Below are 13,851 nucleotides of genomic sequence, written 5' to 3'. Positions count from 1 at the left end.
GTTGTCGTAGCACACCCCGGTGCGTCCGACCGAGCGGCGGATGTCCAGGCAGGTCAGGAAGCGGCCGAACTCATCACTGGTGTAGTTCGAGCCGCGGTCGGTGTGGAACACGGCGCCGGGCTGCAGCAGACCGGTGCCGGCGGCCATCCGGATCGCGTCCTTGACCAGCTCGGTGCGGTAATGGTCGGCCATCGCCCAGCCCAGCACCACCTTGCTGTGGCAGTCGATCACCGTGGCCAGGTAGAGGAAGCCCTCCCAGGTGCGGACATAGGTGACGTCGCCGACCAGCTTGATGCCGGGCCGCTCGGCGGTGAAGTCGCGGCCGACCAGGTCGGGGATGCCGCGGTAGTCGCCCTGGGCGGTGGTGACCGGCCAGAACGCCCTCACCTGGGCCGGGATGAGGCCCCGCTCGCGCATCAGGGCGCGGACCAGTTCGGGTGAACAGTGCTCGCCGCGGCGGGCCAGGGCGGCGTGGACGCGCCGGTAGCCGTAGGTCTCGTGGGAGCCGGCGAAGATCTCGGCGACCAGAGCGGCCAGCAGCGCCCGGCGTTGCGCGGTGGCCGAGGCCGGCCGCTCGCGCCACTCGTAGTAGCCCGAGCGGGACACCCCCAGCCAGGCGCACATTCTCACGAGGGAGTGGCAGGCCTTCTCCGCGTCGATGAGCTCGTACTTGGCGAGCGTCATCGAGTCTCGGACGCGAAGAAGGCGGCTGCTTTTTTCAAGAAGATCAACTTCTCGCGCAGTTCGGTGTTCTCCCGCTCCAGCTCCCGGATCCGCGCCCGCTCCGGCCCGGAGACCGGCTGCCGCTCCTCCTGCGCGCTCACGACCCGATGCCGGTTCACCCAACTGCCCAGAGTGCTGGCGTTGATGTCGAACTCCCGCGCCACCGACGCGACCGTCCGCTCGCCCTCCAGCACCATGCGGACGGCTTCTTCCTTGAACTCCGGCGAGAACCGCCTGCGACGCCTCGTCACGTACCTACCTCTTCCAGACTTCTGTCAGCTTATGTAGCCAACTGTCCGGAATCTGCTGGGCACCTCAGTCTCCAGTGCCGCATACTTGCCGAGCACTCGCTTGTACGACACCCATCATGGCCAGGCCGCATCCCGAGTCGCGAGGGTCATGCTTTCCAGGCGTAGCTCCGTGGGGGAGCTGAAAAGATCAAGGGCAGCCCTCAACGTCCCTGGCGACGGGCGGGCTGGCCAGCTTCGACGCGTGCGGATTTCGCGGTGCTCCAGCCAAGCGGGCCGCCAACCTTCTTTGGGCATATCCACTAGCAGAAACGATCTTCGCGCTGCACAATTCCGTATGTGAAGGCATATGTCGGAATCACCGACGGCAACTGGTATCGCTTCCTGTCGGCACGCCCAGGTTTGACCGAGGCCAACTTCTGGCGCCCCTCGGGTAGCACGACCTTCCGCGCGCTGCGTCCCGGCGAGCCGTTCTTCTTCAAGACCCATCACCGGGGCAGACACCCTGTCAGAGGCTTTCCGTACAATCGGGTGATCGGCGGCGGCATATTCGAGTGCTTCGAGCCGCTTCCTCTGTCCGAGGCGTGGGAGATCTTCGGGGAGGCCAACGGCGCCGACAATCGGGAGCAGATGAGGGAAAGGATCAGCAAGTATCGTCGACGTCCCATAGCGGCAAGCGAGGACCCGACCATCGGCTGCGTCCTGCTCCGGGACACTCGATTCTTCGAGCCGCCCGCAGCCCCACCCCCTGACTTCGCCCCCAACATCGTTCAAGGCAAGGGCTACGACATGTCCGCCGGTTCCTACACCGACTACTTCGCCAACCTCGTGGCCCACCTGCTCGGAAACGATGATGCCGACGTGTCACAACCATGGCGGCGCGAAGGCCCCGTCTTCGGGGATCCCCGTCTGGCACCCCGACGTCTTGGCCAGCGCGCCTTCAAGGCTGTGGTCCTCAATGCCTATGAGGGACGCTGCGCAATCACCGGCTCAACGATCCGCCCGGTCCTGCAAGCAGCCCACATTCGCCCGGTAACACGCGGAGGCGAGCATCGCCTGGACAACGGCATCCTGCTGCGTTCAGACGTGCACACCCTGTTCGATCAGGGATATCTCGCGATTGATACGAACCACCGGCTGCTAGCCAGCCAGCGCTTATACGAAGAGTTCGGTACTTGCGACGAAGTCCACCGGCACGCAGGATGTACGATCACTCTCCCTGCCAACGCAACCGATCGACCCAGTCAATCATTCCTGGAATGGCATATGAATGAGGTTTTTCTCGCAACGTAGAGATCAGGGACAGGGGTTCCACTGCCGTCTCCCTGGCGGGCATGTCAACGATCGAGATCAGTGTTTGCGCTTCTTACGGCGGCCTCGGGCTCCTGGCGGACGGGTGGGGACGAGGCGGAGCGGGTGGTGGGCGGGCTTGCGGAGTGGCTCGGCCACCAGGTCGCGTAGCTCCCGCAAGCCCACGATATCGGGGTGCCCCGATGCCAGGATCGCCTCCACGAACTCGTAGGCGTCCCCGCCTCCCATCATCCTGAGCTGATCGACAAGCGCTTCAGGTCCTGCGAGTTCCAGTACCGCCAGGAAGTTCTCTGCTCCCATCAGCAGGTTCTCGTGTTCGGTCAACGAGCCGGGCTGCATCTCTCCCGCATCGATGAGCTGCGTCCAGACGGCGGGGCCGAGGGTCGGGTCGTGGCGTAGGTCATGCAGGAGCCGTCGTTCGGGAAGGGTGTCGGCCAGGACGCGTAGCATCGCCGCCACTCGCGTCCGGAAGGGGCAATCCCGCACGGCCTGTAGCAACGTCTCGATGTCCTGCCCCGGCTGGGCCAGCCATCCCCTTAGCTCAACAGCGGCGTCCTGCGGCGGATAGTGCTGGGCGAGCACGCCGAGCAGTTCGGACGGCGGGGCGGTGGCCAGTTCACCGATGAGGGGAGCGTCGCGGCCCTCGGCCAGGAGGCGCTCGCGGACGCCGCGCAGTCCGAGGGCGGTGAGGCGGACCTGCAGGACGTCGGGCTCGGCAAGGGCGGTGCGCAGGCGTTCGACCGCGTCCGGTGGCAAGGGCTGGTCGTCGTGGTCGAGGTCGCTTGTGAAGAGGGGGTCGGCGGGACCTCGGGTGAGCTCCACGGCGCCCAGGTCGGACAGGACCTCGAACATGCGCCCCAGGTCCCGGGCGGCCTCGCGGCGCCAGAGATCATGCAGGCGCCCTTCCTCCTGGTCGAGGTCGAAGTACTCCTGGCAGGCGAGCCACACCGTCTCTTCGAGCCGGACCACGGGCATCTCGCCCAGCCCGTACATGGAGTTGAGCACGTCCGGCAGGATCTCGTCGAAGACCTCGGCCAGGATGGGCTCGGCCCGCCACGCAAGGGGCACGGTGACCACCCGGCCCAGCTCCGGCAGCACCTCGAACGCGCGCCGCCACAACGACTCCGGGTCGCGCAACAAGGGTGCGGCCTTGGCCACGCGGAGGAGGCGGCCCTTGCTGGTGCGGGTCAGGCGCAGCTTTCTGGCCCAGGCGAGCAGCAGGTTGAGCTGCGGGAGTTCGGCGGCGCTGCGGACGCGCAACCGATCCTCGCCGGTGCCCAGCAGGGCCGACACCTCAAGGGCGTCGGCGACGCGGAGGTTGCCCGCCGCTGTGAGGGCGCGGCCGTCCTTGCCCACCCATTCGGCCAGGGTGATGAGACGCTGGACGGTCTGGCTGCGCGCGGCGGCCTCCGTCAGCTCAGCTGCAGCAGGCAAGGAGACAGGCGGCTGGGGGAAAGCACGTTCCTCGCCGATGCCTCCGTACAGGAAGCGGTTCTGCATGATCTTGTCGAGCACCTGCTCGTCGTACGGCACGCGACCGGCGTCGAGGTCGCGCCTGAACCGTTCGAACGCTCCCGGAACGGTGAGATCAACGCCTTGGCCGAGAGCCGTGTGCGCCCAGAACGTCGCCACCCCGCGCAACGTGGGATCGTCGAGCGCGGCCGCGTACTCCGCCCGCGCGCCGGAGATGATCTCCTCCGCCTCGGCGAGCGTGGCGCCGCGCGGGTCGCGAAGGCCCGTGACGTCGAGATAGCGCAGGTACGTGCCCAGCACCTCCGGGGCGAGGTCGAGCTCCTCCCGCAGGGCCGTCACCTTGTACGGCACGTAGCGCAGCAGGAAGTACCTGATGGACGCACTGTCCCAGTACGCCAGCCGGCCGTCACGGCTCTCTTGCCGCGCATCGATGGCAGCAGAGAGCAGCAGGCCGTCGACCAGATACCCGTGATGCTCCGCCCAGGTGACACACCGCCGGATCAGCAGGTCCTTGGCGGCCTCGAATTCGTCGGTCTCTTCGAGCTCGAACCAGGTACGCACCGTCCAAGCCTCCCATCCTTCCGAGGTTGGTGTCCCGCCTGTCATGAAGGAGTTCCCAGCAGCCCAGGCAAGGGGACGGCTGTCCAGGCTCTCGCTAGGCGAGGAGAGGATCGCGGTGCGCTCCCTGGAGATGAAGGCCTTAAGGAACGCCTTCACACTCCCTGTGCCAACCTCGCGATGTCGAGAACGAACGCGAGTTCGTGCCCGGACTGAATGAACCCCAACCCGGAGAGGGGACTGTACAGCGTGGGTTCGGCTCTGGCCCGCTTCCGCTGGTTACAGAGCGTAATATTTCGCGTCGGTCCATAGGTAACTCGAGGTCTTGTGCGAGCGTGACGCCGATGTGACGCAAAGGATCTTGCAGGGCTGGTGCTCCTGCGGGTGGCCAGCCAGGTCACAGGTAGCGTTCCGGGGCCGAGGGATCGTGGTCCATTCGCCTCCACGGGCGCGCCGGTGGCGTGTCCCGTCCGCGGGGGCAACCGGGCGGGTGCACGGCTATGCCGATCGGCAACCGACGGACCTCCCGTTGGCCAGGCAGCGGGTGCCGGTGCGGTTGCGGCGGCTGAGCTTAGATTCAAAGAGTCAAGGCAACGCGTTGCAGGCTTCGGGCCCCTCCGGTCCGGGGAAGGGGACAGGGTGTTGGAGGGTGTGGACGAGGTGCCATGGGAGCAGCTCGGCTACTGGTCCGGTGGTGGGGAAGCGGTGGCTGGCCTCTTGCGGGAGATTGCTTCAGCTTCGCCAGGAGAGATGGCGGAGTCGTCCGTAGGGCGGCTGGGCGGAGGGCTGTTCAGGGGGAGTGATCGCAACGAGGTGTACGGCGCGGCCCCATACCTGGTTCCCTACCTGGTGGAGCTGATCGGGGTCGTGCAGCAGCCCAGTCGGGGGCTGCTCGTGGATCTGGTGACCGACATCGCGGTGGCTCAGCCGTACCGTGACGTGCGTGACCCTTGGCCCGGGCGCGACCATGCGGCATTGGCGCGAGCGGCCATGGCGGGCAAGGCCGATGAGTTGGTGCGGTTCCTGGGTGATGGGTCTTCGAGGGTCGTGGCGGGGATGGCGCGGCTGCTGGCTTGCCTGCCCGAGGCTGCGCCGACATGGGTCCCCGCGCTGCGTGCTCGGGCGGAGAAGGGTGTGAAGCCGACCCCTGACGCGGGAGCGGCGGCCTGCGTACTGGCGGTGGCGTGGCTGGCGGCGGCCGAGAGTGCGGAGTGGTTCGCCGGGCTGCTCGATTCGGCCGCGCACCGGGATCTGCGCGCCGCCGCCGCAGTGGGTGTCTCGCTCGCCGATCCGGCCACCGATACGGAGAGCGATACGGCGGTCCGGCTCATCGCGGATGCGTTGGCCGACCCGGGTGCGGTGTTCGAGCGCTTCGAGTGGGATGGCGACGGCCTCACTCCTTTGGGGTCGGCCTTGATTCGTGCCGAGCATCGGCAGCGGACGGTGGCGCGAGATCTGCTCAGCCGTCGCGGACTCCGGGAAGTGGACAGGGCGCTCGACATCGCGTGGGAGGCGATCCGGCACTGGCGGGCTGCGCCGTCCGAGTTGTTGCCAGCGGTCGCCGAGTTGGTTCGGGACCTGGCGGCGGGTCCCCCGTCTGCACGGCGTCGGCGTGGGTTCATGCGGGGTCCGGTGGAGAGTGCGGTCGAGCTGATCGCCGAGTCGGGGCAGGCTGCCGCAGAGTACGCCGATCTTCTGGCCGAGATGCTGATCGGGGAACCGGGCGAGCCGTGGCCGACGGTGGCCTATCCAGCGGTGGTGGGGCTTGCCCGGCTCGGTGACAGTCGTTGCGTCCCGTGGCTCGTCGCTGCTTTTCTCGACAAGGCCGGCCAGGTCAAGCACCTGGACGCGATGGACGTGCTTCCTTCTATGACAGCGCACGCGGACGCGTTGTTGCCCGCCATGCTGAAGTATTTGCGCTCACCGAGGCACGGCGACCCGGACGACCTCCGGCTGCTGGAGGCGTTGGTCACGTGGGGGTCGGCGGCGGCGCCCCTGGTGTCGGCGATCGCCGATCGCATGCAAATGTTCGTCGGTTTGGCGTTGCCGCTGTTCGGCGCGATCGGACCTGCCGCCGAGGAGATCGTGCCGCGAGTGCGTGTTCTACTCGACGACGAGCGGTACGAGGACGTGGCCGCCTGGGCGATGTGGCGGATCACCGGCGAGATGGGGCAGGCCCCTGCCGTACTTACCGATCGCCTCGCACGTGGTAGCGGCCACCTGGCGCGCGACATCGGGCCGCTACTCGAAGATCTCGGCCCTGCGGCGCCGGCCGCCGTCCCGGTGCTGTGGAAGCAGTTGGATGACGCGGAGCACGGTCATCTGTACGACCGGGTGGCGATCGCACGGGCGCTGTGGGCGATCACCGGCGACGGCGACGGACTGGTCGCACCGCTTCTGTCGGCCATTACCGCCAGACCGCTGCCTGAGGAGGGTTTTCGCCGAGCCGCCCCGGCGCTGCTCGCGGTGGAGGCGCTGGGCAGGCTGGGTTCGGCTGCGGAGGCGGCTGTCCCGGAGGTGGAAGTCATCGCGTACGGCCGTGCCCGCGTGACCGAACGCGCCGTTTGGGGAGACGAGGAGTACCGGCGTACGGCCCGAAGAGCACTGAACCTGATCACCAGACGACCAGGAGCAGCCGCAGGGCACCTTCCCACATGCGACTCTCAAGAGCTCCCATAGGCTCCGGGAACCACGGCGACGCCGTGCGGGGACGATGGTCCCCGCACTATCTGCCTCGGGTGCCCTCTATCCAGCCGGCCTCCACGGCGATGCGGACGGCGTCCGTGCGGTTGCGGGCGCCGGCCTTGGTGATGACGCTGGAGATGTAGTTGCGGACCGTTGCGGCCGATAAATGTAGGGTTTCGGCGATTTCGCCGGTGCTGGCGCCCGTGTCGATCAGGCGTAATACCGCCGATTCCCGGTCGGTCAGGGGGGTGGCCGTGCCGGTCATCGCGGCCAGGGCCAGGGAGGCGTCTATCACGCTTTCGCCGGCGGCCAGGCGGCGGATGCTCTCGGCCAGGCGTTCCGTGGGGGCGTCCTTCAGGAGGAAGCCGGCCGCGCCCGCCTCCACCGCGCGTTTGAGGAGGCGGGTGTGGGCGAGGGCGGTCAGGATGAGTACCTGACAGGTGGGGAGGGCCTCGCGCAGGCGGCGGGTGGACTCGATGCCGTCCTGGCCGGGCATCTCGATGTCGATCACGGCGACGTCCGGCGTGGCGGCGAGCGCCAGGGGGACGACCTCGTCGCCGTTCCCGGTCTCCGCCACGACCTCGATGTCGCCGGTCAGGTTGAGCAGCGCCACCAGCGCGCCTCTGACGATCCCGTGATCCTCAGCCAGCAGTACTCGAATCAACGCTCACCACTTTCTCCTGGTCGTCGGCCACGGGCAGCCATACCCGCACCTCGAAGTCGTCGCCGGTCGCGTCGGCGGTCAGGGCGCCGCCGAGGGCGGCCACCCGCCGCCGGAGCCCGTCGAGGCCGGAGCCGCGTCTGCGGCCGGGTTCGTGCCTGACGCCGTCGTTGCGGATGAGCAGGCGGATGCGCCCGTCCGCGCTGTCGAGCGAGATGCGGCAGTGGCGGGCGTCGCTGTGCCTGACGATGTTCGTGGCCATCTCGCGGACGACCCAGCCGAGCGCGTCGCCGGTGCGCTCGTCGATCTCGCTGATGCCCAGGTGCAGGTCGCAGTCGGCGCCGGCGAGTTCGACGAGGGCGATGGCGGCCGACAGTTCGGCGCCGACGTCGAGCAGGCGCCGGGCGGCGACGACGTCGCCGATCTGCTCGCGGGCCTCCGCGGCGATGGCGATGGCGGAGGAGACCTCGCCGACGGCCCGCTGCCGGTCGAGGGGCATGAGGGCGGCGGCCAGTTCGGTCTTGAGGGTGATCGAGGTCAGGGTCTGTCCGAGCAGGTCGTGGAGCTCTCCGGCGAGGCGGGCGCGGTCCTGGTCGACGGCGTTGTCGGCGAGCGCGGCCCGTAGTTCGCGCAGTTCGCGTACGGAGGCGGCGTAGCGGACGAGTCCGAAGAGCACGACGGCGGCGGCCGACACCCCTGCGCTGTTCTGCAACGCGGCCACGGGTGAGGGGTCCTGCAGCAGGCGCGTGAGAGGGAATTCGAGGACGGTGACGGCGACGAGCACGGTGACGGCGAGCCGGAAGCGCAGCAGGAGCAGTCCGGCCGCGGCGACGGTGAACGGGGTGTAGATCCAGACCGGGCCGAGGAACGGCAGCGCGCCGTACACGATCAGCGCGAAGCAGGCGACGGTCCGGAGCGGGCGGACGGCGGGAGCGCCCTTGACGCGGTCCGCGACCGCGCGGGTGTACACGACCAGGAGGCCGCCGAGCAGGGTCGCCGAGACGGCGGCGCTGAGCACGTCGCCGGTGACGAGGAACGCGAGCGGGGTGAGCGCCCAGAGTGCCGACGTGACCGCGATGACGCCTCTGGACAGCCACCTGATCTGTCCGTCCACGGCGGCCTCTCAATGTCCGGATAAATCATGGCTTCACACTGATCGTGCCGCCTTCCTGGGCCTCGATCAACCACCGATCCGGCATCGGCGGCAGCGGCGGGGTCGGTACCTCGGCGGGGTAGCCGATGCCGTACTCGGAAAGCACCACGCGCGGTTCCCGCTCGTAACGGGCGCGTAGCTCAGCGTCGCTCCACGCCGCCGCGATCAGCCTGGCGAACTTCCTGCGGTCCTCCGCCCCGAGGATGTAGATGCTCTCGGCCATCAGGGCTTCTCCTCCCGGCTGCGGACCCGTCGGATCTCACGATTTCGGATCCGTCCGCTCCCGGGCAGATGCAGATGACATCCACCGCCCATGACGGACGTCACGGCCCGGCTTCCCCGATGAGGAACTCTCCGACGGACGACTCGCTCGCCCAGTCGAGCCCGAAGGTACGCGCGGCCAGGTCGGCGTCGCCGCCGCCGAGGGCGCAGGGCGCCATCCCCATCGCGGTGGCCACCAGGTAGAGGGTCTGGTAGAGCCCGCCGACGTCCTTCAGCACGGTGGCGTAGGCCATGCCGGAGTACTTCCACGACATCCTACGGAAGCGCGAGGTGATGGTGATGAGCACGTCCGGCCGGACGAGTCCCCCGGTCGCGGCGCAGGCGAGGTCCAGCATCGCGCGCCGGTCGGCGCCGGCGGCGGGCAGCGTGACGAGGCGGTGGGCGGCCGGGTCGTAGTAGTAGGCGCCCTGGTCGAGGCCGGTGCACCGGCCGACGACGAGGTACAGCTCCAGGCTGTGGACGGCGCCGCCCCCCGGGTAGGGCCTGCCGCTGGTCTCGTACGGCACGCCGGGCGACGGCCCCGACAGGTGTTTGACCCGGGCGGAGCGGTGGAGCAGTTCCCCCAGACGGTCGATCGTCGGCGGCGCGCCGTACCGGCGCACGGTTCTGCGCGACTCCAGCACGGCGGTGAAGGGCGGGCCGGGCTCGGACGGGGGCCGGCGCAGGTCGATGGCCGGACCGGCGGGCACGGGTTTGAGCGCGGGTTCCGGCGGCAGGTCCCCGGAGAAGGTCGCGCCGAAGGGCGCGTCGTGCCTGCCCGCGCGGCTCCTGCTGTGGAAGTACAGGTCGTGGAAGTCCCACGTCGGTACGGCGGAGTCCGCCTCCTCGGTGAACCCGGCCGCGACGAGGTGGGCCGCCTCCTCGGCGGTGGCGTCGCGGCCGAGCAGCGGCAGCGCGTCGCCGGTGAGGGTGACCCGGTGCCGCGACAGCGGGGACTCCAGGACCAGTTCCTCCCCCGTCCTGCGAACCAGGGCGAACCTGGACAACCGTACCGGCCGGTCTGCGGGAAGGACGGGCGGGTGGAGTACGGCGTCGCGGGCGATCGGGACGAAGCGGAGCGGGCCGATCTCGTGCACGAGGATCGGGTTGAACCGGTCGAGGGTGAGGAGCAGCAGCGCCACCTCCTGGTCGGTGCCGCCGTCGGCGAGGAGCCCGGCGACCAGGTCGTCCATCCCGGTGAGGGTGCCGGGCAGGCGGCGGAGCACGGCGGCGACGCGCGGGGGCAGGCCGCGCGCCGTGGCGAGCCCGAAGGGGTTGGCGACGGTGAGGACGCCCGCGTCCGTGCGCACGACGGCGTCGGCGCGCAGCCCGACCCTCACAAGCGCCAGCCGAGTGGGCGCCGACCGGGCCTCCTGGAAGAACACCGGGCAGGAGCACGGACCCTCATAAGAACATCGTCACGGGGTTCATCTCCTCCTCCGGGGTGGGTTCGGCCAGCCATCCCAGCGCCACCGGTACGTCGTAGAGGCGCCCTGGCGCGAGGCGGCGCCAGAAGTGCCGCATCCCGGGCACGATGACCTTGACGACCGGCATCCCGAGGTCGGGCCGGGTCTGGTCGAGCACCAGGAGTTCCATGCCGCGCGCCTCGACCAGTTCGCGGGCGTGGACGATGTCGTCGAGGAGGTCGGCGGTGAAGGGCCGGTCGTAGGCCGACGGGGCCACCGGCTCGCCCACGGGGACCAGGTGGGGGTGCTCCTCCAGGCGCGCGTCCTTCCACCAGCCGTCGGGGACCAGGTGGGCGGGGTCGGCGAGCGCGGGCAGGAACTGGTTCAGCTCGGCCAGGGCGCGCTGGACGGCCAGCCGTACGTCGAAGTGGGCGCCGAAGGCCATGAGCAGCCCCTCGGCCCGGTAGCTGATCGCGGCGGCGACGGGGACACCGAGGTCGGCGGTGAGGTCGAGCACGTGCAGGCCGCGCCCCATCCCCGCGTAGACCTCCTGGAACTCGTCGATCCAGCGGTCGGCGAGGGCGTCGAGGTCGAAGGCGGGGCGGCGCACCCGGTTGTACCACCACAGGGCCACCGCGTCCCGTTCGACGAGTTCCAGGAAGCCCTGCACGATGGCGTCCTCCAGGGACGCTCCGGCCGCGTTGCCGTTGGAGTCGGCCCAGGCGCGCATCGGCCCGGCGTCGTAGGCGTAGTACAGGTAGCCGGTGGGCAGGTACTTGTGCCGCCGCTCGGTCAGCGACCACACAGGCGTCCAGTCGATGACGGCGTCCGGGTCGAGGGGTTCGGGGACGTGGTCGCGCGCGGTGTGCCTGGTGCGGTACTGCCGGTCGCTGTAGAGCGCGCACGCGTTGGGGTGGACGGCGTCGGCGCCCAGGTCTGCGAGGCTGGCGGCATGCCTGGCCTCGTCGCCCTGGAAGACCCCGGAGTAGCGTTCGATCGCCTCGCACATGGCGCTGACCCGCGCCTGCGCGTCGGTCATGCCCTTGCCCGCGCTCTGGCTGCGCAGCCCCTTGCGGACGACGCCGAGGTCGCGGGCCCGCCTCGCGACGTTGTGGCCCGCCACGTACGTCCTGGCGAAGGACGTCCCCGCGTCCGCCCTGACGAGTTCCCTGACGACGCCGGTGATCGGGCTGACCAGGTGGCCGTAGCGCTCGGCGACGTCTTCCGGACGGCCCGCGCGGTGGCCGCCGTCCGCGGTGGAGGTCTTGGCGCGCGACACGGGCTCGACGGGGCGGCGGGCGGCCTCGGCCATCAGCCGGACATCGCCGCAGGCCGGGCACTGGGGTCTGCGGCGGAGTTCGTGGCGGACGGTCTCCAGCCGCTGGGTGTCGAAGGTGGTCACGTGGGGCCGGTCGCGCACCCCGGCGAGCCATTTGAGCACCTCGGCCGCCACCAGCCGCACGCCGGTCTCGCGGGTCAGCGGCAGCTCCGCGAGCGGTACGGCCAGCGGCCCGCCCGCCCGGCCTTCGAGGTAGGCGAGCGGCTGCCGGTGCCCTTCGAGGCGGTGGGCGAGGCAGCGCCAGCAGGGGCCCGTACCGAAGAAGGGTCCGAGCCAGAGGACGGGGCCGACCGGGCGGGCGAGCAGCCACGGACGGCCCTCCGCCAGGTGGCGGAGGTTGATCTCGGCCAGCTCCGGCCGCAGATAGTCGTCGGTGAGGACGACGTCGAGGCGGCCGACAGCCGGGCCGCCGCCCTCACCCGAGGCGGGTGGGTCGGTGACGACGTCGATGCCTTCGGCGGTGAGCAGGTCTGACAGGTCGGCCGCCGTCGTCCGGCCGAGTGCGCGAACGTGGACACGGCCGCTTGCGATGCCCGCGACGGCGGTCTCGGCCTGCGGTCCGGCCAGGTCCCAGTAGGCGGCGGTGCTCCGGTCGAGGCCGTCGCCGGTCTCCACCAGCAGGCAGGATTCCTTGAGCCGGTGGAGCAGGTAGTAGACCTCCTCGGGCGGCAGGTCCACCGAGGCGAGGATGTCGGGGACGGTGTGCTCGCCGTCGAGCAGGCCCGCCACCGCCTCGGCCGAGCGTCCGGTGAGGATGTGCAGCCCGTGCTCGGAGACGAGGAAGACCCCCTCGCCCGCGACGACCTCCACCCGGTAGTGGCGGCGGAAGCTCGGCCGGAGGTCTATGGGCGGGTCTCCGTCTCCTTGTGAGTGGGGCGGGTCTCCGCGTGAGAGGCGTGGGTCTCCGTCTCCACGAAACAGAAGCAGAAGTTGATCATGCAGGGCGGCGGGGGCGGGGGGATCGACTTACCGTCGAAGCTCTCGATGACGAGTTCGGTGGACGGCTGGGGCGGCAGGGAAGGGAAGCCCAGCCCTTCGTGGAAGGGGATGCCGTACTCGGTCAGGACCGAGGCGGGTTCGCGCTCGTAGCGGAGCCGGAGATCGGCGTCGAACCAGGAGCGGGCGGTCAGTTCGCCGAACCGTCTGCGCTGGGAGAGGTCCCAGTCCACCGTCATCAGAGTCCTCCTGCGGCCAAAGTTGACACCAGATTCCCCGCGATCGGTCACACACACCAGAAACAACTATCACCGACATTTCGTGATATTTATCATTTCTCGGCTATTGACTCTTTTGACTGCTCGCGGTGGGCGAATCCGCGTACCTCGCGCTGCGCCTCACGGGCCATGTCGAGCATGCGCCCCAGATCGTTCTCGACGTCCGTGCCCGCGAGCACCTTGTGGCCCTGGGCGGCGATGACGTCCAGGCGGCGGCCCAGAATGACCTCCAGTTCGCGCGTCGCCCTCGCCCGCTGCGCGGCGACCATCGCCTCGGCCAGATCGGCGCGCGTCTCGTACAGCAGCCGCGCCGTCTCCGCGAAATGCGTCAGACCGGCCAGCAGTACGGCCGCCGCCGTGGCGGTCAGCGTCCACGACAGGACCTCCCTGAACACGTCCCCGAGCAGGACCGCCTTGACCGCCTCCGCGAGGATCACCGCCACGAACACCAGCAGCGAGTGCGGCGCGGCGAGCAGCGCCAGCACCGCCGAGGCGAGGAAGACCCCCGGCGCCGCCCACCACTCGCCCAGCAGCGGCAGGGGCGCGTAGACCAGGAACGCCATCGCCCCGAGCGACCAGCGCCGCCGCCGCCTGCCCGGCGTGGTGCACGCGGTCACGACGTAGAGGACGACGACCGCCGCCGCGAGGACCAGGGCGAGGAGCCGGTGGGCGGCGCCGTCTGCGAGGTAGTGCGCGAACGTACTGCCCATCAGGAAGACGGCGAAGGCCGCGACGGCCGCGCGGCTGAGCCGTACCTCCAGGGGCGCGCTCTTCTGGGGCACACTGCGAGCATCGCAACCGGCCGGGGGCAAAGCAACG

Annotated in this window: 12 protein-coding genes; 2 read left to right on the top strand and 10 right to left on the bottom strand. The window is 69.9% G+C overall.

Annotation, left to right across the window (positions count from 1 at the left end):
• Both ABD120_RS31480 and ABD120_RS31475 read right to left on the bottom strand, forming a co-directional pair.
• On the bottom strand, positions 1–684 hold a 684-nt coding region (locus tag ABD120_RS31480), incomplete at its 3' end, for an IS3 family transposase (protein ID WP_343953839.1).
• On the bottom strand, positions 681–974 hold the full coding sequence (locus tag ABD120_RS31475) for a transposase (RefSeq protein ID WP_343953838.1): 294 nt from the start codon (positions 972–974) through the stop codon (positions 681–683). The genes ABD120_RS31480 and ABD120_RS31475, both read right to left, overlap by 4 nt.
• A 336-nt stretch (positions 975–1,310) precedes the next feature.
• On the opposite strand from ABD120_RS31475, the gene ABD120_RS31470 reads away from it, so the two are divergent.
• Positions 1,311–2,264: an HNH endonuclease gene (locus ABD120_RS31470; protein ID WP_343953837.1), complete on the top strand. Its 954-nt coding sequence runs from the start codon at positions 1,311–1,313 to the stop codon at positions 2,262–2,264.
• 57 nt (positions 2,265–2,321) lie between these two features.
• Here ABD120_RS31470 and ABD120_RS31465 read toward each other — a convergent pair whose 3' ends face one another.
• Positions 2,322–4,316, bottom strand: a complete 1,995-nt coding sequence (locus tag ABD120_RS31465) for a hypothetical protein (protein WP_343953836.1) — start codon at positions 4,314–4,316, stop codon at positions 2,322–2,324.
• Positions 4,317–4,964: 648 nt separating this feature from the next.
• On the opposite strand from ABD120_RS31465, the gene ABD120_RS31460 reads away from it, so the two are divergent.
• Positions 4,965–6,992 (top strand): hypothetical protein, encoded by a 2,028-nt coding sequence (locus tag ABD120_RS31460; protein WP_343953835.1) that lies wholly within the window; start codon positions 4,965–4,967, stop codon positions 6,990–6,992.
• A 46-nt stretch (positions 6,993–7,038) separates the two neighbouring features.
• Here the strand turns inward: ABD120_RS31460 and ABD120_RS31455 are convergent, their stop codons facing one another.
• The 7 genes from ABD120_RS31455 to ABD120_RS31425 form a co-directional block, all read right to left on the bottom strand.
• On the bottom strand, positions 7,039–7,662 hold the full coding sequence (locus ABD120_RS31455; RefSeq protein ID WP_343953833.1) for a response regulator: 624 nt from the start codon (positions 7,660–7,662) through the stop codon (positions 7,039–7,041).
• Positions 7,640–8,773, bottom strand: coding sequence for a sensor histidine kinase (locus ABD120_RS31450; protein ID WP_343953831.1), 1,134 nt, complete (start codon positions 8,771–8,773; stop codon positions 7,640–7,642). The genes ABD120_RS31455 and ABD120_RS31450 overlap by 23 nt, the downstream gene beginning before the upstream one ends.
• Positions 8,774–8,798: 25 nt before the next feature.
• Positions 8,799–9,035, bottom strand: a complete 237-nt coding sequence (locus ABD120_RS31445; protein WP_343953830.1) for a hypothetical protein — start codon at positions 9,033–9,035, stop codon at positions 8,799–8,801.
• Positions 9,036–9,135: 100 nt separating this feature from the next.
• Positions 9,136–10,413 (bottom strand): SagB/ThcOx family dehydrogenase, encoded by a 1,278-nt coding sequence (locus ABD120_RS31440; RefSeq protein ID WP_343953829.1) that lies wholly within the window; start codon positions 10,411–10,413, stop codon positions 9,136–9,138.
• A 64-nt stretch (positions 10,414–10,477) separates the two neighbouring features.
• Entirely contained in the window at positions 10,478–12,664 is a 2,187-nt protein-coding gene (locus tag ABD120_RS31435; protein ID WP_343953843.1) for a TOMM precursor leader peptide-binding protein, read from the bottom strand.
• The gene (locus tag ABD120_RS31430) at positions 12,661–12,993 is read right to left on the bottom strand and encodes a hypothetical protein (RefSeq protein ID WP_343953828.1); all 333 of its coding nucleotides are present in this window, start codon (positions 12,991–12,993) and stop codon (positions 12,661–12,663) included. Before ABD120_RS31430 ends, ABD120_RS31435 begins: the two co-directional genes overlap by 4 nt.
• A 92-nt stretch (positions 12,994–13,085) precedes the next feature.
• Complete coding sequence (locus tag ABD120_RS31425; protein WP_343953827.1) at positions 13,086–13,814, bottom strand: hypothetical protein; 729 nt, start codon at positions 13,812–13,814, stop codon at positions 13,086–13,088.
• Positions 13,815–13,851: the final 37 nt, after the last annotated feature.

This window comes from Nonomuraea longicatena (assembly GCF_039525605.1).
Taxonomy (GTDB): domain Bacteria; phylum Actinomycetota; class Actinomycetes; order Streptosporangiales; family Streptosporangiaceae; genus Nonomuraea; species Nonomuraea longicatena.
Note: the sequence above shows the minus strand (reverse complement) of the source record. Positions and strands in the feature narration are given on the sequence as shown.